Annotated in this window: 18 protein-coding genes; all 18 read left to right on the top strand. The window is 41.5% G+C overall.

All coding sequences use genetic code 11. The features are described 5' to 3' along the window. Nucleotides 1-2 precede the first annotated feature (2 nt). The 18 genes from aroQ to HXT55_RS02620 all read left to right on the top strand — a co-directional run bounded on the left by aroQ (nucleotide 3) and on the right by HXT55_RS02620 (nucleotide 19,299). Nucleotides 3-470 carry a type II 3-dehydroquinate dehydratase gene (aroQ, locus tag HXT55_RS02535; protein WP_421792408.1) on the top strand — a complete coding sequence of 156 codons (468 nt, stop codon included), beginning with the start codon at nucleotides 3-5 and terminating at the stop codon, nucleotides 468-470. Between the two features lie 49 nt (nucleotides 471-519). Further along, complete coding sequence (locus HXT55_RS02540) at nucleotides 520-2,187, top strand: CTP synthase (RefSeq protein ID WP_410309814.1); 1,668 nt, start codon at nucleotides 520-522, stop codon at nucleotides 2,185-2,187. Between the two features lie 543 nt (nucleotides 2,188-2,730). Next, nucleotides 2,731-4,362 (top strand): peptide ABC transporter substrate-binding protein, encoded by a 1,632-nt coding sequence (locus tag HXT55_RS02545; RefSeq protein ID WP_421792410.1) that lies wholly within the window; start codon nucleotides 2,731-2,733, stop codon nucleotides 4,360-4,362. A gap of 232 nt (nucleotides 4,363-4,594) precedes the next feature. Next, the gene (locus tag HXT55_RS02550) at nucleotides 4,595-5,521 is read left to right on the top strand and encodes an ABC transporter permease (protein WP_004114675.1); all 927 of its coding nucleotides are present in this window, start codon (nucleotides 4,595-4,597) and stop codon (nucleotides 5,519-5,521) included. Nucleotides 5,522-5,533: 12 nt separating this feature from the next. Next, nucleotides 5,534-6,508 carry an ABC transporter permease gene (locus HXT55_RS02555; RefSeq protein ID WP_004114677.1) on the top strand — a complete coding sequence of 325 codons (975 nt, stop codon included), beginning with the start codon at nucleotides 5,534-5,536 and terminating at the stop codon, nucleotides 6,506-6,508. A 23-nt stretch (nucleotides 6,509-6,531) separates the two neighbouring features. Next, the gene (locus HXT55_RS02560; RefSeq protein ID WP_116437078.1) at nucleotides 6,532-8,559 is read left to right on the top strand and encodes a dipeptide ABC transporter ATP-binding protein; all 2,028 of its coding nucleotides are present in this window, start codon (nucleotides 6,532-6,534) and stop codon (nucleotides 8,557-8,559) included. Nucleotides 8,560-8,691: 132 nt separating this feature from the next. After that, nucleotides 8,692-9,555, top strand: coding sequence for an exodeoxyribonuclease III (locus tag HXT55_RS02565; protein WP_004113341.1), 864 nt, complete (start codon nucleotides 8,692-8,694; stop codon nucleotides 9,553-9,555). A gap of 123 nt (nucleotides 9,556-9,678) precedes the next feature. Continuing rightward, nucleotides 9,679-10,485, top strand: coding sequence for a DUF3710 domain-containing protein (locus HXT55_RS02570; RefSeq protein WP_421792412.1), 807 nt, complete (start codon nucleotides 9,679-9,681; stop codon nucleotides 10,483-10,485). Nucleotides 10,486-10,527: 42 nt separating this feature from the next. Continuing rightward, nucleotides 10,528-11,301, top strand: a complete 774-nt coding sequence (locus HXT55_RS02575; protein ID WP_421792414.1) for a DUF3159 domain-containing protein — start codon at nucleotides 10,528-10,530, stop codon at nucleotides 11,299-11,301. A 55-nt stretch (nucleotides 11,302-11,356) separates the two neighbouring features. Beyond that, nucleotides 11,357-12,784 (top strand): class I SAM-dependent RNA methyltransferase, encoded by a 1,428-nt coding sequence (locus tag HXT55_RS02580; RefSeq protein ID WP_421792416.1) that lies wholly within the window; start codon nucleotides 11,357-11,359, stop codon nucleotides 12,782-12,784. A 270-nt stretch (nucleotides 12,785-13,054) separates the two neighbouring features. Then, complete coding sequence (locus HXT55_RS02585) at nucleotides 13,055-13,648, top strand: DUF4097 family beta strand repeat-containing protein (protein ID WP_004111245.1); 594 nt, start codon at nucleotides 13,055-13,057, stop codon at nucleotides 13,646-13,648. Between the two features lie 91 nt (nucleotides 13,649-13,739). Further along, nucleotides 13,740-14,024 carry a hypothetical protein gene (locus tag HXT55_RS02590; RefSeq protein ID WP_004114737.1) on the top strand — a complete coding sequence of 95 codons (285 nt, stop codon included), beginning with the start codon at nucleotides 13,740-13,742 and terminating at the stop codon, nucleotides 14,022-14,024. A gap of 107 nt (nucleotides 14,025-14,131) precedes the next feature. Continuing rightward, on the top strand, nucleotides 14,132-15,610 hold the full coding sequence (locus HXT55_RS02595) for an Lsa family ABC-F type ribosomal protection protein (protein WP_004113321.1): 1,479 nt from the start codon (nucleotides 14,132-14,134) through the stop codon (nucleotides 15,608-15,610). Between the two features lie 452 nt (nucleotides 15,611-16,062). Then, nucleotides 16,063-16,242: a hypothetical protein gene (locus tag HXT55_RS02600; protein ID WP_004128547.1), complete on the top strand. Its 180-nt coding sequence runs from the start codon at nucleotides 16,063-16,065 to the stop codon at nucleotides 16,240-16,242. 186 nt (nucleotides 16,243-16,428) lie between these two features. After that, nucleotides 16,429-16,707, top strand: a complete 279-nt coding sequence (locus HXT55_RS02605; protein WP_285068935.1) for a hypothetical protein — start codon at nucleotides 16,429-16,431, stop codon at nucleotides 16,705-16,707. A 173-nt stretch (nucleotides 16,708-16,880) separates the two neighbouring features. Continuing rightward, a complete protein-coding gene (locus HXT55_RS02610; protein WP_004120505.1) occupies nucleotides 16,881-17,492 on the top strand; it encodes a CadD family cadmium resistance transporter in 612 nt (203 codons plus the stop codon). 213 nt (nucleotides 17,493-17,705) lie between these two features. After that, entirely contained in the window at nucleotides 17,706-18,002 is a 297-nt protein-coding gene (locus HXT55_RS02615; RefSeq protein ID WP_285068936.1) for a type II toxin-antitoxin system RelB/DinJ family antitoxin, read from the top strand. Nucleotides 18,003-18,015: 13 nt separating this feature from the next. Next, nucleotides 18,016-19,299 carry a YcxB family protein gene (locus HXT55_RS02620; RefSeq protein WP_421792419.1) on the top strand — a complete coding sequence of 428 codons (1,284 nt, stop codon included), beginning with the start codon at nucleotides 18,016-18,018 and terminating at the stop codon, nucleotides 19,297-19,299. Nucleotides 19,300-19,550: the final 251 nt, after the last annotated feature.

Genomic DNA, 19,550 nt, shown 5'->3' on the forward strand with positions numbered 1-19,550 from the left:
AAATGGTAGATGCAGAAAATGCTATAAACATCCGTAAAGTTTTAGTAGTAAATGGCCCAAATTTGGGGCGATTAGGCGTTCGTCAGCCAGACGTTTATGGCAGTCAAGATTTTGAAACGTTGTGTGCGCTTTGCAAAAAGTGGGCACAAGAGCTTAATTTACAAGTGGAAGTTCGCCAAAGCGACGACGAAGCGCAAATGGTTCATTGGATGCACGAAGCTGCTGATACTCATACGCCAGTAGTTATGAATCCTGCTGCTTTTACGCACTACAGTTATGCGCTCGCGGATGCTGCGCACATGGTTTTGGATGCTGGAGTGCCACTAATGGAAGTGCATATTTCTAATCCTTCTTCCCGCGATTCTTTCCGGAAAATAAGCGTGATTAGTCCTGTTGCAACTGGAACTATTACAGGCATGGGACTGTATGGATATAAGCTTGCGCTCGAGGCTGTTGCTCATTTGATTTGACTTTTCAATTATTCTTCCGAGTCGAGGCTCGAAGATACTATGGAGTTCCATGGTTAGAAGAAAACATGGTAACTCTCAGGAGCATATTACAAAGCATATTTTTGTCACTGGTGGCGTTGTTTCGTCCCTCGGAAAAGGTCTTACTGCATCTTCATTAGGCAGACTTTTGCGTAGTCGTGGTCTTCACGTTTTACAACAAAAACTCGATCCTTATATCAATGTTGACCCGGGTACAATGAACCCATTCCAACATGGTGAGGTTTACGTTACAGAAGACGGCGCAGAAACAGATCTTGATATTGGTCATTACGAGCGATTCCTCGATGTTTTCTTAAGTCAAAAAGCGAATGTTACAACTGGTCAGATTTATCAGTCTGTGCTTCGTAAGGAGCGTGCTGGCGAATATTTGGGTCAGTGCGTGCAGGTTATTCCGCATATTACTGGCGAAATTAAGTCGCGTATGCGCGCGCAGGCTAGCGACGATGTAGACGTGATTATTACGGAAATCGGTGGAACGGTTGGCGATATTGAGTCCCAGCCATTTTTGGAGGCTGCTCGCGAAGTTCGTCGCGATTTAGGTCCTGAAAACTGCATGTTTGTGCACGTTTCTTTGGTGCCTTATATAGCCGCAGCTCACGAATTAAAGACTAAGCCAACTCAGCATTCTGTGATGATGCTCCGATCTCTTGGTATTTCTCCAGACGCGCTTGTTTTGCGTTCGGATCGTCCGCTTAATCAAGGCATTAAAGACAAGATTTCGCTTATGTGCGATGTTGATGCTGAAGGCGTTGTGAACTGCGTTGACGCTCCAAGCATTTACGATGTGCCGAAGATTTTGTTCAACGAGGGCTTGGATGCTTACGTTGTGCGTGAGCTTGAGCTTCCATTCCACGATGTTGATTGGAACGAGTGGGAAGATTTGCTTGAGCGCGTTCATCATCCAAAGCATGAGCTAAACATTGCAATTGTTGGCAAGTACATTGATTTGCCAGATGCGTATCTTTCTGTTACTGAGGCTATTAAGGCTGGCGGTTTTGCAAACTGGGCTAAGGTTAACGTGCGCTGGGTTGCTGCCGACAAGTGCGAAACTCAAGAAGGTGCGGCGGCGGCTCTTGACCAAATGGATGGCATGGTTATTCCAGGCGGCTTCGGAATTCGCGGTATTGAAGGTAAGATTGGCGCTTTGCGTTACGCTCGCGAGCATGGTTTGCCAACGCTTGGTCTTTGCCTTGGTTTGCAATCTATGGTTATTGAGTACGCTCGTCACGTTCTCGGTCTTGAGGATGCTAATTCCACAGAGTTCGAGAAGGATTGTGGCGATCCAGTAATCGCGACTATGGAAGAGCAGAAGGATATTGTGGACGGTAAGGGAGATATGGGTCACACAATGCGACTCGGTTCTTACCCTGCAACTCTTGAAGAAGGCTCTATTGTTGCTGAGCTTTACGGCACTACGCATGTTACTGAGCGTCATCGTCACCGTTATGAGGTGAACGTGGCGTATAAAGATCGTTTGCGTGAAGCCGGCTTGCGTATTAGCGGTCAAAGCCCAGATGGTAATTTGACTGAGTTTGTGGAGCTTCCAAAGGAAGTTCACCCATTCTATGTGGCAACTCAGGCTCATCCAGAATTTAAGTCTCGACCAACTAAGCCTCATCCACTGTTTGCTGGATTGGTTGCTGCGGCTTTGGAACATCAGGCTAGCGAGGCTGAGTAGTATTTACCAATAGGTGAAAATATAATAAAAATATTTTAAAAATAATTTCAATATTCATTTGATTTTATTTATTAAGTGGTGTAGACTCGTGCATTTGGGTGCGAATTTACACCACTTTTATTTTGATTAATATTTGAATATCTTGTTGCATATTTTGCATCGTTTAACATGATTGTTACATATTTCTAGTGCAAATTTACATTTTTGTAATATCTATACAAATGTAAAAGACTTGGCAAAATACCATATAAAATACGATTTAATCTAATATTTTTCTATTATAATAGTTGTTTTTATGATTTATAGACAAAATAACAGTAAATTTTACATTTAGACTTTTAGCTTGCGTTGTTTAATAAAATCCGTATGATTGAATTTTAATCAACGAAGAGGCCTCCTTATTGGCTTTGCAAAGAATCCATCTGGCAATAAATACTAGGTGGATTTTATTTATTAAGCCTGTAAAAGCCTGTAAAGCTTGTAATGAGACTTTTTCGTGATATTTAATTGAATCCTGCCATACCCAACGTTAGGAGAAAACATATGAAGAATAAGGCATTACTTTTTGCCGCAGCTGCGTGCTCGGTTGCTATGCTGCTCGGTGGATGCGGTTCTTCTGCCTCGAAGACCGCTCAAACAAATGGTGGCAAGGTTGTTATTACAGTAAACGACTCCGAGCCTCAGAACGAGCTTGTTCCAGGAAACATTAACGAAAATGCTGGCGCTCGTCCTGCTGTATTGGTCAACTCCACGTTGGTCACTTTTGATGAAAAGGGCAACACGGTAAACGAAGATGCCGAGAGCGTAACTCCAAACGCGGATGCAACTCAGTACACTGTTAAGCTTAAAAAAGATAAGAAGTTTAGCGACGGAACACCAATCACCGCAGAAAGCTTTACTAAGGCTTGGAGCTTTGTAGCAAACGCTAAGAATGCTCAGAAGTGCGCTTCCTTCTTCCAAACAATTAAGGGCTACGAAGACTTGCAGAAGAATGACACTAAGGGTGACGAGCAGCTTTCTGGCTTGAAGGTTGTAGACAAGTACACCTTTACTGTTGATTTGAACCAGCCAGATTCTGTGTTTGCTATTAAGGTTGGTTACCTTGCATTCGCTCCTCTTCCAGAATCCTTCTACAAGAATCCAAAGGCTTATGGCGAAAAGCCAGTTTCTTCTGGTCCATACCTCTTTAAGTCCTGGGATCACAACAAGCAGATTGAAGTTGTAAAGAACCCAGATTACGATGGCCCACGTAAGGCTCAGAATGACGGCGTTACCTTTAAGATTTACACCGACGGCACCGCTGCTTACCGCGATGTTCAGTCTGGCAATCTTGATATGACCGATAACATTCCAGATACCGAAACAAAGACTTTCCAAAAGGACACCACTGTTAAGGCATACAACCGTCCAGGTTCTGTAATCCAGCAGTTTGGTATTCCTGCATCCTTGCCGCACTTCGATGTAACTACCGAAGAAGGCCGCTTGCGTCGTCAAGCTGTTTCTATGGCAATCGACCGCGAAACCATCATCAAGAAGGTTCTTAACAACACTGCATCTCCTGCAAACGAGTTCACTTCTCCTTTGACTCCAGGCTACAAGGCAGATCTTAAGGGACATGAAAACCTTAAGTTTAATGCCGCAAAGGCTAAGGAACTTTGGGCAAAGGCAGATAAGATCTCTAAGTATGATGGTCCTCTTACCTTTACTTACAACGCCGATGGCAACGCTAAGTCTGTGTTCGACGCAGTTGTAAACTCCATTAAGAATCATCTTGGAATCAATGCCGAAACCACTCCAGTTCCAACATTCCAAGAGTTCCGTAACGCATGCGAACAGCGTCAGGTTAAGGGTGCATGGCGTGCAGGCTGGATGCCAGATTACCCAAGCCCAGAAAATTACTTGACTCAGGAATTTGCTTCCGTTGCTGCGGATGGCAATGGTTCCAACGAAGCTGATTACAAGAATCCTAAGTTCGATGCTTTGCTTAAGAAGGCTTCTTCTTCTCAGCCAGCTGAGGCAACTAAGCTTTATCAGCAGGCTAACGAGATTCTTCTTGAGGATCTTCCATACGTCCCACTGTTCTACTCGAACGCCAAGGCTGTTATGGTTCCAAGCTTGAAGGGCTTTGTAATGGATTGGCAGAATATGCCACTTTACTACAAGCTCCACAAGTAAAGATCAAAATCAAGTAGCTATTAATATCAAGTAGCTATTAAAAAATAAACCATAATTTAATAGCATGTAAAAACGTGCTGCTGCCTTCGAATGGCGAATAAAATTACAAAATTCTATCCGCTGTTCGAGGCAGCACTTTGTGTTTTTACTTAGGTTGGGTTAAATCAATATGCAAGCCACAAGTTGGGTGTGTGCTATGCGAATTTTTAAGTAAATATATAAGGAGAAACCAATGGGTAAATATGTTCTGCGCCGTGTTTTGCAGATGATTCCTGTGGTTCTCGGCACAACATTGTTGGTATACGCTTTGGTGTTTGCTTTGCCTGGAGATCCAGTAAAAGCAATGTTTGGCGATAAGCCAATTAACCATGCTGTAGAAGCGCAAATTCGTGCCGAGTATAACTTGGATAAGCCATTTATTATTCAATATTTGTTGTTCTTAAAGAATGCGCTTACTCTTGATTTTGGTCATACGTTTGCTGGTCAGCCAGTAATTGACGAGATTGGCCGCGCATTCCCAGTAACCATTAAGCTTGCGTTGATGGCGTTTGCTTTCGAAGCCTTGTTCGGCGTAGCTTTCGGTATAATCTCTGGCTTAAAGAAAGGAAAGTGGTACGACAGCGTAATCCTGGTTGTATCACTTCTTCTTATTTCTGTGCCAACATTTGTTACTGGCTTTATTGGCCAATATTTGTTTGGTGTTAAGTGGCATATTATGCCTGTTACTGCAAGCAATGATCCTGGATTCTACGATCTTCTTCTTCCTGCAATAGTTCTTGGATCCGTTTCAATGGCATATATTATTCGACTTACAAGGTCGGAAATTTCGTCAAACATATCGCTTGATTACGTGCGCACGGCTCGTGCAAAGGGCTTAAAAGAAGGTTCCGTTATTGTTCGACACATTTTGCGTAACTCGCTTATTCCTGTTGTTACATTCTTAGGTCAAGATTTGGGCGCTCTTATGGGCGGCGCAATGATTTCGGAAACAATCTTCAACATTCATGGCGTTGGATTCCTTACGTATCAGGGAATTCTAAAGGGAGAAGGAAACCTTGTTGTTTCTATAGTTACGCTTCTTATGTTGATATTTGTAGTCAGCAATCTTCTTGTTGACATGTTGTACGCGGCTCTAGATCCGCGCATTCGTTACGCGTAAGGAGAGCACATTATGGAAGATAATTTGATTACAAATAATGCAAATTACAACACATTGCCAGGTCAGGAACGCTATGTTGCTCCTCTTGACGATACGCCTCTTCAAGAAGTTGATTCTGTAGACGAATCTGCTCCAGCTACAAGCATGTGGGCTGATGCTTGGAGATCTTTGCGCAGAAATCCATTGTTTATTGTTTCTGCAATTTTGATTATTGCAATTATTTTTGTTGCGCTCTTCCCAGGCGCTCTCACAAAGCACAATCCTAATTACTGTGTTTTGGAGCATTCGCTTGAGCCAGCTTCTGCTGCACATCCGTTTGGATTCGACATGCAAGGATGCGATATTTACGCTCGAGTTGTATATGGAACACGTACATCTTTAAGCGTTGGCTTGCTCGCAACGGCTTTAGTGGTGTTAGTTGGTTCGCTAATTGGAGCTTTGGCTGGATTCTTTGGCGGATGGATTGATGCGGTTCTTAGCCGAATCACCGATATCTTCCTGGCTCTACCAATGCTGTTGGGTGCAATCGTAGTTTTGCAAATGTTCCGCACATCTAAGTCGATTTGGAAAATCGTGTTTGTTATGGTTCTCTTTGGATGGGTAGGCGTTGCTCGAATCGCAAGAAGTGCCGTTATGGAATCCAAGAATCTTGAGTTTAATACGGCTTCTACAGCTTTAGGTTCAACTCCAATGCGTAATCTTTTCCGTCATATTATTCCAAACTCGCTGGCCCCAATCATTGTTGTAGGAACAACATCCCTTGGTTCTTACATTGTTTTGGAAGCAACACTTAGCTTCCTTGGTATTGGTTTGCCAACTACGACCGTTAGCTGGGGTGTAGATATTTCTACCGCTAGGAATGTTCTTACTACAAATCCAGAAGTTTTGTTCTATCCGTCTATTGCGCTCGCTATTACTGTTCTCGCCTTTATTATGATGGGTGACGCCGTAAAAGATGCGTTGGATCCAAAGAGCCGTAAGGCGTAAGTTAGCGTGGAGGAATAGTGATTATGAACACAGCAACACGTAAAAATGTAGATACCCTTGCAATGCAACGCGAGCAGGGTCCTTTGCTGGAAGTTAAAAATCTTCAAGTTGACTTTACAACGGATTCTAAAAAAGCCGTACACGCTGTTCGCGATGCGAGCTTCAACGTTTACCCAGGTCAATGGGTTGCAATCGTGGGTGAATCTGGTTCTGGAAAGTCAACTTCTGCAATGGCGGTTTTAGGCTTGCTTCCAGGAACAGGTCACGTTACGGGTGGTTCTATTAAGCTTAAAGGTCAAGAAATAAGTAATCTAAAGCCTAAAGATTATGCGGCTTTGCGCGGTACAGCAATGGGATTGGTTCCGCAAGACCCTATGAGCAACCTTAATCCTGTTTGGCGAATTGGAACTCAAGTTAAAGAAGCTCTTCTTGCAAATGGCGTTGACGTTAGTCATGAGAAGCGCTCCGCACTTGCAGAAGCTTTAGCAGGAGACGCTGTAGAAGTCAAAAGCAATGAAGATGAAATCTTCCTTGGCTCTAAAGAACTGAGCGCATTATTGAACGCTGCAAAGCAAGCTTTGGCGCAGGTTGGTCTTAGTGAGCAAACAAATGCCGAAAAGTTTAATGAAGCTATGGAATACTACAAAAAAGAGTGGGTTCCAGGTTCCGAAACTCGTTGGCGCGTTGCCGACGATTTAATCAAGTATGGCGTAGACGACGACAAAGCTTGGGAAATCGCCAAAAAGTATGTTATTGGAGCAAGTGTTGAAGACCGCATTGCTGGTTTGCTTGATGAAGCTGGTTTGCCAGATGCAGCAACTCGCGCAAGGCAATTCCCACACGAGTTTTCCGGCGGTATGCGTCAGCGCGCGTTAATCGCGATTGGCCTTGCGTGCCGCCCAGATTTGCTGATTGCAGACGAGCCAACTTCCGCACTCGACGTTACTGTGCAAAAGCGCATTCTGGACCATTTGCATACTCTTACAGATTCTCTAGGCACTTCCGTTCTGTTCATTACTCACGATTTAGGTTTGGCTGCAGCTCGCGCACAGCACGTTGTTGTTATGTATAAGGGTCGCGTTGTTGAATCTGGTCCATCTTTGGACGTTTTGCAACATCCTCAGCATCCTTATACTAAGCGACTTGTTGCTGCCGCTCCAAGTCTTGCTTCTCAACGAATCATTTCTGTTAAGGAGCATGGTGGTAACGCGGATAATTTGCTTGAGCATCACGTAGTAGGCGAGCAAGCTCTTGAAAAGAGCGAGCATATTATTACAGTCGATCACTTAACTCGCGAGTTTAAGCTTCCGCGCAAGAAGGAGCTTTTCAAGGCTGTTGACGATGTTTCGTTCTCGATTAAGCGCGGAACAACGTTGGCAATCGTGGGTGAGTCTGGTTCTGGTAAGTCTACTGTTGCAAACATGGTTTTGCGACTTCTAAATCCAACAAGTGGAACAGTTACTTACGAAGGCAAGAATATTGCTGATTTCAAGGGTGCTGATTTGCTTGACTTCCGTCGACATGTGCAGCCAGTATTCCAAAATCCTTATGGTTCGCTAGACCCAATGTATTCGATTTATCGTTCTATTGAAGAGCCTTTGCGAATTCATAAGATTGGCGATAAAAAGAGTAGACAGAATCGTGTGCGCGAGCTTTTGGACATGGTTCGTATGCCTGCTTCTGTTATGACTCGCTTCCCGAACGAGCTTTCAGGCGGACAGCGTCAGCGCATTGCGATTGCGCGTGCTATGGCATTGGATCCGGATGTAATCGTTTGCGACGAAGCTGTGTCTGCTTTGGATGTGCTTGTGCAAGATCAGGTTTTGCATTTGCTTAACGATTTGCAAGCGGAGCGAGGATTAAGCTACTTGTTCATCACTCACGATTTGGCTGTTGTTCGTCAGATTGCGGACGAGGTTGTTGTTATGCAACATGGCAAACTTGTTGAGCATGCTACAACCGACGAAGTGTTTGATCATCCTCAAAAGGAGTACACTCGCGATCTTCTCGATGCAATTCCAGGTGGAAATTTGGAACTTGGCTTGGATTAGTCGCAAGCTGGTTTATGGGCCTTAAAACTAGTGTCTTATAAACTATAAATTTAAAATAAAGGTGTAGGAGTCAAAACTTCTGCACCTTTATTTTTGCGTACTTTGTGTTGTGTGCATATTAGAGTGGAACTTATGATTACAATTACGACTTCAAATTTGAATGGGATTCGTGCGGCTTGGCGCAAGGGGATGCTCGATTGGGTTCAAGATCACACGCCAGATGTGTGGTGTATGCAAGAGGTTCGCGCTCCGCAAGATGCGATTGATCCGATTATGAGTAAAATCAAGGATTTGTATACGTCTAAAAGTGGTGAATCTGGTCAAAATGACAGGCGATTTTCTGTTACAAATCAGATTTGTGAAATAAAAGGTAGAGCTGGTGTGGCGCTTGTAACGACTTTGCCAGTTGTAGAGCAGCGTTACGGTTTGCCTGGTTTAAGTGAAGACGTTGATTCTGGGCGATGGGTAGAAACCGACGTACATACTCCGCAAGGGTATGATATTACTGTTGCATCTGTGTATGTTCACGCTGGAAACGTTGATGATCCACAGAAAATGCAGCAAAAATTCCGCTTTCTAGATACTATGTTAAAGCGATTAGGGGAGCTTAGAGATATTGCTGCAAGTGGCGGAAATCAGGCGATTTTATGCGGTGATTTTAATATTGCACACACGCCTCTTGACATTAAAAACGCTAAAGCGAATGAGAAAAGTGCTGGATTTTTGCCAGAGGAACGCGCTTATATTGATCGTTGGATTAACGAGTATGAATTTGTGGACGTTATGCGTATGCTTGCTGGCGATATTCAAGGACCATACACTTGGTGGAGTCAACGAGGTAAAGCTTTTGATAATAACGTTGGATGGAGATTAGACTATCAGTTTGCAACACCTGAAATTGCAGAAACTGCATGCGGATTCGTAATTGATCGTGCTCAAAGCTACGATTCTCGCTGGTCTGACCATGCTGCTTTAAACATAAAATATAATGTGTGATTTTGCTTTGCTTGTGATAGGCTGGTGAAGTTGAGTAAAAATAGCCATTAGAAATATGTAAAGTATTCATCGAAAAATGGCAATTAGAGCTTATTAAGAAGAATCCATTAGAAAAGAGGAGCCATGGGATGGTTTAAATCCAAGCGCAAGTCGAAAGCTGCCAAAGATGATGCTGAGAATCTTGCAGAATTTCAATCCCAAAATTCCGCTCTAAGCGATCTGACTGCAGGCGGATATGATGCAGACACGTACTTAGGACGCGGAAGTCTTAGAGGTCCATGGGACATATCTGATGAAAAACTACCTAATTTAGGTACTTATGTTGATTTCGGCTCCATATATATACCATATTTACAAGGTATAGAGTTGCGAGTAAAAAAGCAGCGTGAAACTGGTCAAGTTCTTGGCATAACTGTTACATATAAATCTTCTAGCATTGAGGTTGAAGCATTTGCAGCTCCTAAAACAGAAGGAATATGGAGTGAAGTTCGTGCGGATTTGCTTAAGGGAAACTCTAATGCTAGGGAAGCGAATGGAGTTTTTGGCAAGGAACTCATACTTCCAGTCAAGGTTGACGATAAGACAGTGGAAACTAGAATTGTTGGTGTGGATGGTCCGCGTTGGATGCTTCGCGGAGTGTTTTCTGGGAGTGCTGCTTTAGAGTCGCAAAAAACAAGCGAAGAGACTGTGCTTCTTAACAAGTGGTTTAGTGATATTGTTATAGACCGCGGAACAGAGCCACTTGCTCCTAGAGATATGATTCCAATGCACGATTTGGTTGCTCCAAGTAATGCAGGTAAAGATGTTTCTGCTGGTTCTGATGATTCTGAAGAAAATCTAGGTCGTCCAAAGGGTCCACTTGGTGCAGATCAGCAAGTAGAAGTCAAAACCACGCTAACTCGTGGACCAATGTTTTCTGAAATCAGATAGTTAAGAGTCGATAGTAAAAGTCAGGCAGCAAAGGATATTGTCTTGGAAAAAGATTCGCGCGGCAAAAAACGCTCAGGATTAGCCTCTTTGGCTTCTATTGGATCTGAAGGAAACACGTTTTCTGTTATTGACTCCCTTGGAGGAGTTCGAGGCGTAATTGAATCCATGCTGCCAGGCTTGCTGTTTGTTATTTGCTTTGTTGTAACGCGAAACGTACAAACAACGGTTATTGCGTCTGCAGCTCTTGCAGTTTTGCAAGTTGTGGCGCGCATGATTCAACGCCAGTCGATTATGGGTGCTCTAAGTGGGTTGGTTTCTGTAGGGATTTGCCTTATTTGGGTGTGGACGAGTCATCAAGCTCGCGACTACTACATGATGGGCTTTATTACAAACGCTGTGTATGGTGCGCTTCTTGCGATTTCGCTGATTGTGCGCGTGCCAGCGCTTGGGCTTGTGATTGAATCGATTCGCAAAATGCCTACGGAAAATTTTGGCGAGTGGCTGCACGAATGGCTTGATTATAAGCCGCTTAAGCGTGCATACATGTATGTTACTGGATTGTGGATTGGTGTTTTTGCGCTTAGGCTTGTTTTGCAAGTGCCGCTGTATTTGGCGAATAACGTTGTCTGGCTCGGTACAGTTCGATTGCTTATGGGATTGCCATTCTGGGCGCTCGCAATTTGGGTTTCTTACTTGATTATTGCAACGCCGTTTATGCGTCTTCATCATAAAAATCGCGAAGAAAATTATCGTGAAGAAAATCAAATTGACGAAGATCAAAACGATGTAAATTCAAGTGAAGTAAAATCAGCTTAACAAAAATCAGCGTTAGAGAATCGGCTTAACAAAACGCAAAACTAAGGGGTAGTTTATGCAAGTGACGATGCGAATCGAGCGATATGCGGATCAAGGAAGATGCGTAGGTCATCTTGACGGACGCGTTGTATTCGTGCGATTTGCGCTACCTGGTGAGCTGGTTGTTGTGCGCATGGATGAGCCAATGCGTGCAAAAGCGCACTTTTTCACTGGAGAAGTTGTAGAAGTTTTGGAGCCTAGCGCGGATCGTGTGGAGCCGCAATGGAAACTCGCTGGTCCTTTGGCTCAGGGTGGCGGAGTTGGTGGCGCGGATTTAATTCATGTTTCTTTGCCTGGGCAGATTCGTTGGAAGGCGTCCGTAATTGCCAATCAATTCCAGCGTTTAGCGCATATGGATGTTGCGGATAGCGATATTACTGTTGAGCGCATGCCGGGGGATGAGGAGCTTAACGGGTTTAATTGGCGTACGCGCATGGAGTTGGTTGCGGATGATGAAGGGCGATTGTCTATGCGTAAGCGTGAGTCGCATGATCGCATTGCGATTGATACTATGCCACTTGCGTCGCGCGCGGTTTTGGCTGTTGCGGATTCTTTGGGCTTGTGGAATAGAGAATTTGAGCCAAATTCGCAAATTCGTCTTGCTGTTCCAGAGCCTAGGGTTGAGGGCTTGGATTTTAATGATAAGGCTGCGATTCTTAGTGCGATTGGCGAAAATTATGCGCTTATAGTAAATGATGAGTTGGTTGCAGGATCGGCATTGTTGAGTGAGCGTGTACGCGTTGCTGTTGATGGAGATTCATCGCGTATGCGTACTTTTGATTACGATGTTGACGCCCGCGGTTTTTGGCAGATTCATCGCGCAGCTCCAGAGCATTTGGTGAACTACGTTTTGGGATTAGTTCGTTCTGCGCTTGGTGGTCGTACTAAGAATACGGTTTTGTGGGATTTGTATTCTGGATCGGGTTTGTTTACGATTCCGCTTGCGACTTTGGCTAATGTTGGAGGAGATTCTTCTAGTGCTGTGGGTGCTCTTGGTACTACTGGCACTTTTGGTTCTGCAGAGCCAGCGCGCGTGCTTAGTATTGAGGGTGCGCCGATTGCTGTAAAGAACGCAAGGCGAAACATTGGGCGCGCAGGGCTTAGCAGAGATATTGTTGAAGCGCTTGAAGGGGATGTTGCGCAAACGCTTGAATCGCAGGTGTTTAAGGCGAGTAAATCGTCTAAAATTGTGCGCCGATTTGCGCATCCAGATGTTGTTGTGTTGGATCCTCCGCGCGCTGGTGCTAAAGCTCAAGTTTGTAAGCAGATTGCGAAGTCTGGAGCAAGAGCTGTTGTGTACGTTGCCTGCGATCCGACTAGTCTTGCTCGCGATGTTGGCACGTTTAGAGAGCTTGGATACAGCGTTCAGTCTTTGCGCGCATTCGACTTATATCCGGAAACTCATCACGTCGAGAGTGTTGTATTGATGTCAAGGGCTGATTAGGTGGGTGCAAATTTGCCCTTGTGTAGCAAGGCTTAGCGAGGGCTATCGTTAAAAGGTTTAATGTGCGGCGGCTTTAAGCTGGGTTCTCGTGATTTTTGAGTGCAGTTTGGCTGTTTGAGGGAAGATGTCGACGCTCTAGGGTTGAGTGCACAGGATGTTAACGTTAAAAGGTGCACACACTTTGCACCCACCCTGTGAAGTGGGAAAATATAGCTCAAAAGGTAAAATGAAACCTGATTATTAGTATGTGCACGAGGAGGTGCTTAAGGAATGGATAATAAGAAGTTTATCGCAGAGACGAAAGATGTTCGTTTAACGGTGAAACGTGCTGATACCTTTGGTGTGAGCTTTGTTAACTGTGAACAAGATATATTGAGGGTTGAGGAAGCGCAAAATGTTATAAGGCTTATTCAAACTAAAAAAGTCTCAGCTTCGAATTGGGTGAGGTGGCTTACTCAGGGTATGCCTGAAATTGTTGTGAGTTTGCCACATGATGTGGAAGTTTGTGAGGTTGAATCTGATTCTAATCAAGTGCTCATCACGGATATTGAGATTGGTAAGCTTTATGTAGAAGTGAACAATGGCAAGGTAGAAGTTGTTAATTTGAAGGCGGATGATGTCTTTCTTAAATGTTATAATGGGTTGGCTTCAGCAACAAACGTAGAAGTAACTCATGTTTGTACGCTTGATACGTTAAATGGCATGAGTATTTTAGAAGGAACAATCACCAAGGATGCAAGCCTTGAAGTAGATTGTGAGAATGGTGTCACCGAGGTTTCAGATAAGAAGAAGGTAAATTGTAAAAACGATGGATTTGCGCATTACATGGTGCACTGTCTTAATGGGAAAGCTATTGCGAAGTAGCAGACATATAGATCAAAAAAGAAGCAATAAAACTTGATATAAGTTGGAATTAGAGCGTATATAGACATACCGATAAAGGAGGAAGCCGTATATGCTCTATGTAAAATTTGATGATTTCGAAGATGTTAGCGTCATGGGAAATGAGAAAGATCATGGAATGTTTATTCCGATTAAGGATGGGAATGTGTATGCTGAGTGCGAACGGTGCGGTGTAGTTGAAAGGATCACCTCACCATGCGAATTCATTGCTAGCACATTTAGGTCAAGAGTGAACTTCAATGAAGGTTATGAACTTTGCGAGAAGTGCTTGCAAGAGGTTGAGTTTGTTACTGTCGCTTTGAGAACTGGAAAATTACCTAATCGAGAATTGAAATGACTGAAAAGCAAAGCAGTGATAACCGTAGTAATACATGAAAAACTAAACGTTAAAAGGTGCACACACTTTGCACCCGGGCGGTAAATGATAATTTAGGGAGGCGTTTTATGTCAGTAATTAAAATTGAAAACCTCACTTTCTCATATTATGGATATGTAAAACCCATATTTAAAAATGTATCGTTTTCCTTTGATACAAACTGGAAAACGGGATTGATAGGAAGAAATGGAATCGGTAAATCAACTCTATTTAAGTTACTTTTAAATCAAGAAACTTATCAAGGTAAAATAAGCAAGGATGTTGAATTTATTAAATTTCCACCAAATATAAGCGATACTTCAAAATTAGGAATTGAGTTATATAAAGAACTAATATCAGATGATGAAGAATGGAAGTTATTTAGAGAACTCAGTTTGCTAAATGTAGATGAGAACCTTGTTTACAGAGAGTTTGAAACGCTTTCTAAAGGGGAACAAACAAAAATCCTTTTAGCTATTTTGTTTACAAGAGAAGATGGCTTTTTACTTATTGATGAACCAACAAACCATTTAGATATGGACGGAAGAAAAATTGTAAGTGAATATCTGAAAAGTAAAAAAGGATTTTTGCTTATATCTCATGATAGAGATTTTTTAGATGGTTGTATCAATCATGTTATTTCTATTAACAGGAATTCTATTGATGTCCAATCGGGAAATTTTACATCATGGTATGAAAACAAAGTGATGAAAGACCAATTTGAAATTAGTCAAAATGAGAGATTAAGAAAAGATATTAAACGATTAAAAGAGTCTGCAAGACAAAGTCAAATTTGGTCTGATAAAATTGAAAATACTAAAAATGGTGTAAAAGTATCAGGTGTAAAACCAGACAAAGGACATATAGGTCATCAATCAGCCAAGATGATGAAAAAATCTAAGAATTTGGAGAATAGACAAAACAAGGCAATAGAAGAAAAACAGAGTTTACTAAAAGATATCGAAACAAAGGAAAGTCTATTATTGCATCCATTACATCATCATAAAAATCCTCTAATATCGGTTAGCAATTTATCATCATGCTATGGAGAGAGACAGATCCTAAATAATGTAAGTTTCGAGATAAAGCAAGGCGACATAGTGGCTATATATGGGGGTAATGGTAGCGGAAAATCAACCTTGATTAAAATTTTATTAGGTATAAATCACGAGTATACAGGTGAGATAAAATTAGCAGGTAATTTAAAAATCTCGTATATTCCTCAAGACACATCTAATTTAACAGGTAGCCTAAATGAATATATTCACAAGCAAGATGTTGATGAAACATTGTGTAAAACAATTCTAAGAAAATTAGATTTTTCAAGAGAATTATTTGAAATGGATATGAAGAATTATAGTGATGGACAAAAAAAGAAAGTTTTAATTGCTGTAAGTTTCTCAAAGCCAGCTCATATATTTGTTTGGGACGAACCACTGAATTATATAGATGTAATATCAAGAATACAGATTGAGGAAATTATAAAAGAAGCAAAGCCTACACTCATATTTGTGGAACACGATAAGCGATTTGTAGAAGATATCGCTAATAAAATAATACAATTTTAAGTAAAATCCAAATCCCAGTTTGTAGTGCCTTAGACTTTTATCATCATACGACATTCCCCTTGTCAGCTTCTTTCCTGCAACGAACGTTAAGGCTCTTTTTTGATGCATGGTTATCATAAGGGTAGTCTTGATACATGTGAGATTGTCGTATTGATGTTTAGGGCTTAATAGGTGGGTGCAAGTTTGCCCTTGTATAGCAGGGGTTTGCGAGAGTTATCGTTAAAAGGTTTAATGCGTGGCGGCTTTAGGCTGCCTTGGCGCGGTTTTTGAGCGCTATTTTTCTGTATGAGGTAAGATATCGACGCTCTAGGGTTGAGTGCACAGGATGTTAACGTTAAAAAGTGCACACACTTTGCACCCACCCTGCACCCACTTTGTTGAGTGGTAAAATATAGCTCAAAAGTTAAAATGAAACCTGATTATTAGTATGTGAACGAGGAGGTATTTAAGGAATGGACAAGCTCGTTCGTTTTTGCCGTGAAGTAGCGACATTCGGCTTGACGGTTGCCTTAATCGCGATGCTGGTTGCCTTAATATGGGATGGCACACTTGCTATTAGAATTGGTTTTACCTCTTTTGCTATTGGTGTCACAGTGATCTCGCTTAAGACTGTCCTTCGAAAGACTGATTGAATTTTGTTTGGTTCAAGTCAATAGTTGAATATCTCACGTTGGGTGACTATTACTGATCTCTGTCAGTAATAGTCACTTCTTTTTATGAATCTTAAAGTCAGGCTCAATGTCCGTCCTGTTTAGCCGGTGATTAGTTAGGGTAATCGTTAAAAGATTAACAACTGTATCAATGAAAATGCACGGAAATTGCAGAACCAGGATGAGTATGAGAAAAAATATACGAGTCTAGTGAACAGGTTTAATACTGTAGAATCAAGGCTTAAGGAAGTAAAAGCTCGCATTGTTGACAAGCAAATGAGGCATGATGAAGTTGAATATTTTATCGAGGACTTGAAAAAACAGGACTTGTTAACAGTGTTCGATGAAAACGTCTGGCTTAGCATTGTTGACCATCTAACTGTGCATCACGATGGAAAGGTTGATCTTACTTTCATTGATGGGAGCAAAACGGAACTAAAGTGTTAAGCTTACAGGAAAAGTGTAAGGTAAAATAAAAGTATATCAGCAAGTCTCTGACGTGCTTTTTTGCTGTTAAAAGAGTTACGGGTTGAGTATCAATGGAGAGAAGAGGGTGCGTCTGTCGAAAAAATGTCCGCACCCCCTTGTCTAAAAAATTTAACATTTTGAAAGGAGAAATAATGGAAACAATAGTATCCGCTTTATTAGTTTTTGTTTCTACATCCATTGACTACTTAGTTGTTTTGACTATTTTATTCGCTAGTCAAGGAAAGAAAGGTTTGAAATCAATTTATGTAGGGCAGTATTTAGGTACAGGACTGCTTGTACTGGCTAGTCTTATTGCCGCTTACTTTTTAAATTTTATTCCACAAGATTGGATTATCGGACTCCTTGGTCTAATTCCGCTAGGTCTTGGTATAAGAGCAATTTTTGTGGATGAAGATATTGATGAAGAAGATATCGAGGGGAAAATTACCGGAGATGGATCAAAAATCTTAGCATTTACAAGTTTAACAGTGGCAATGGGTGGAGATAATTTAGGAATTTATATCCCCTATTTTACAGGAAAGAGTTTGATTGAGATTAGTATAAGTTTAGTAATATTTGCCTTAGGGATTTTGATTCTATGCAAATTATCTCAAAATCTCGCCTCAATTTCTGCTATCGGAGAGACTGTGGAAAAGTACGAAAAAGTAATTGTACCTGTCGTGTTTATTGGACTCGGTCTTTATATATTGATTGAAAATGGAACTATTAATTATTTCATAGGTCAAGTCCTAAAAGTTGTGTAAATTCATTTCCTTCCCTTTATCTGCTATTTTTATGTTCAAACTCAAAGGAGAAAAATAAGTGGTGCTTCCCACCGTCACGGCGCTTGATTGTGCTATCAGATGCAGTAATGCGAACATAAAAATCGTGTATGACAGTCAAAAAATCCCATTCGTGCAAATGTGTTGCAATATGCGATACAGTATTTTATGATGAGTGTATGGAGGTTGATTGATATGGCAGTTACTAAAACAGCGAATGTGAATGTGAGAATACAAGAAAATATTAAGCAGCAGGCGGAGCAGATTCTGGAAACTATTGGAATTCCTAGGGCTACTGCTATTGACATGTTTTATCGTCAAATCATTCTTAATAAGGGTATTCCGTTTTCTCTTACTATTCCGAAGTCGCTTCCAGCACAAGATGATATGGATGAGAAAACGTTTAATGCTTTGATGACTAAAGGCTATGATCAGGCGGCTCAAAGTGATAGTTATCCGATAGATGATGTTTTTGAAGAGCTTGAACGATGATAGGGATAGAAAAATGTCAGATTCATCGATGAAAGAGAAGGAAAAGCAGGAACATACTCCCACAGATGAGAAAAATCCACTATATTGTGAATCACATGAGCAAATATGTGAAAACCTTCACAGTGCAAATAAGGAATTGTCCAAGTATAAGGTTTTGCAACTGAGTGCGGAAATCTTTTCCATCTTAATGATTATTGGAACTGTTTTTATGGCGTCCAATAAGCTACAGCTTTTTGGATGGATCACTTATTGTTTTGCAATTCTGCTTCTTGTTGTAGTGTCTCTTATTTGGGTTATTTGTGTTATTTGGCATCGCAATCTACACAGCCGTTTTAGGAGTGCAAATGTAGAGCGTAACAAATCTTTTCTTAGCTATGATAATCAACAGGGGAAGGGTAGACTCTCACTGGTTCTTTGTTGCTTTTTTGTGTTAAGTGGTATTCTAACTGCATTTTTTGAAATAACTGCGTTGCATCTTCCAAATCGGTGGCTTTTGCAGACTTGGGTATATGTTATATGCGCGGCAATGCCAGTTGTTTGGATGATTACGATTGCTCTTGAATGTGTTTTCTATAATCTCTATCTTATTTCGCGTATACGGAAAATAGGTATAAGAATTGTACTTCGTTATCTATCTGTTCTACTTTGCGTATTGATTATCTTAGGTCTTGGATTTTTTGACGTTTTATTTATTGTTGGAAGATATTCTGTGAAACAAAATGATAATGGTACATACACAGAGCACGTGGATGATATGTATGCTCCTTTTGAGTATTATCTTTATCGGTCTGAAGGTCCGTTTTTCCTTAAGTATCTTCGACCAATGACAGATTCAAGTGATACTGATCCAAAAATAAGTGAATCTGAGTGGTATCGCAGAATCGATCGCAATAACAGGAAAGATACAAGATTAAAAGATACAAGATTAAAGGTTGAAGAGCCAGATAAAAATTACGATTTGCATGATGCCGCTGAGCGTGATTTAGAATCAAAGAAGGAAAGAAATGCAGCGCTTAAGATATTTGATAAGTATTTTGCGGCGAAAGGCTTTGCGTTCAAGGAGAACTATACCGCCAAGGGGGATATGTACTTTGTTCTGAGTGAAAGCCGTTCGGACATTACTTATCTGCAGTATAACAGGGACTCTCAGGATGGAAAATGTGGTCTTTATATTCTGTTTAAGGCTTCAAAATCTTCAAATGGAAGCTGGTCGTCGAGTGATGCTCATATGCAGAACACTTATACTTATGAATATAGCACTGGACTGATTGCAGAGAGCAGTAGGGCAGATTGGTAGTAGGCAGAATCGTTGGATGCCAGAATCGAAGAGTATCTGAAGATTGCCAGATAGTGATTGTCAGATAGTAGAATCCATATTTGTGTGCTCTAGTTGCTTATGTTTTAGGGAACAAATCGGTGTAAAAATTGTAAAAAAGTTCCCTGCATTATTTGATTTCTCATGGTAATGGCTTGTTGGTTATTCAAGAAAATAAGGTTCCTGAGTTTAAGAAGTTGCTTGTTGAATATTATGAGGATTAAGATTTGCAG

This window comes from Gardnerella sp. KA00718 (genome assembly GCF_049244285.1).
GTDB classification, from domain to species: Bacteria; Actinomycetota; Actinomycetes; order Actinomycetales; family Bifidobacteriaceae; genus Bifidobacterium; species Bifidobacterium vaginale.

What these genes read in the sequence shown, in the direction of transcription:
- HXT55_RS02580 (WP_421792416.1), top strand. Translation starts at nt 11,357, where the DNA reads ATGCAAGTGACGATGCGAATCGAGCGATATGCGGATCAAGGAAGATGC.
- HXT55_RS02585 (WP_004111245.1), top strand. Translation starts at nt 13,055, where the DNA reads ATGGATAATAAGAAGTTTATCGCAGAGACGAAAGATGTTCGTTTAACG.
- HXT55_RS02545 (WP_421792410.1), top strand. Translation starts at nt 2,731, where the DNA reads ATGAAGAATAAGGCATTACTTTTTGCCGCAGCTGCGTGCTCGGTTGCT.
- HXT55_RS02560 (WP_116437078.1), top strand. Translation starts at nt 6,532, where the DNA reads ATGAACACAGCAACACGTAAAAATGTAGATACCCTTGCAATGCAACGC.
- HXT55_RS02555 (WP_004114677.1), top strand. Translation starts at nt 5,534, where the DNA reads ATGGAAGATAATTTGATTACAAATAATGCAAATTACAACACATTGCCA.
- HXT55_RS02570 (WP_421792412.1), top strand. Translation starts at nt 9,679, where the DNA reads ATGGGATGGTTTAAATCCAAGCGCAAGTCGAAAGCTGCCAAAGATGAT.
- HXT55_RS02550 (WP_004114675.1), top strand. Translation starts at nt 4,595, where the DNA reads ATGGGTAAATATGTTCTGCGCCGTGTTTTGCAGATGATTCCTGTGGTT.
- HXT55_RS02595 (WP_004113321.1), top strand. Translation starts at nt 14,132, where the DNA reads ATGTCAGTAATTAAAATTGAAAACCTCACTTTCTCATATTATGGATAT.
- HXT55_RS02590 (WP_004114737.1), top strand. Translation starts at nt 13,740, where the DNA reads ATGCTCTATGTAAAATTTGATGATTTCGAAGATGTTAGCGTCATGGGA.
- aroQ (WP_421792408.1), top strand. Translation starts at nt 3, where the DNA reads ATGGTAGATGCAGAAAATGCTATAAACATCCGTAAAGTTTTAGTAGTA.
- HXT55_RS02600 (WP_004128547.1), top strand. Translation starts at nt 16,063, where the DNA reads ATGGACAAGCTCGTTCGTTTTTGCCGTGAAGTAGCGACATTCGGCTTG.
- HXT55_RS02540 (WP_410309814.1), top strand. Translation starts at nt 520, where the DNA reads ATGGTTAGAAGAAAACATGGTAACTCTCAGGAGCATATTACAAAGCAT.
- HXT55_RS02615 (WP_285068936.1), top strand. Translation starts at nt 17,706, where the DNA reads ATGGCAGTTACTAAAACAGCGAATGTGAATGTGAGAATACAAGAAAAT.
- HXT55_RS02620 (WP_421792419.1), top strand. Translation starts at nt 18,016, where the DNA reads ATGTCAGATTCATCGATGAAAGAGAAGGAAAAGCAGGAACATACTCCC.
- HXT55_RS02565 (WP_004113341.1), top strand. Translation starts at nt 8,692, where the DNA reads ATGATTACAATTACGACTTCAAATTTGAATGGGATTCGTGCGGCTTGG.
- HXT55_RS02610 (WP_004120505.1), top strand. Translation starts at nt 16,881, where the DNA reads ATGGAAACAATAGTATCCGCTTTATTAGTTTTTGTTTCTACATCCATT.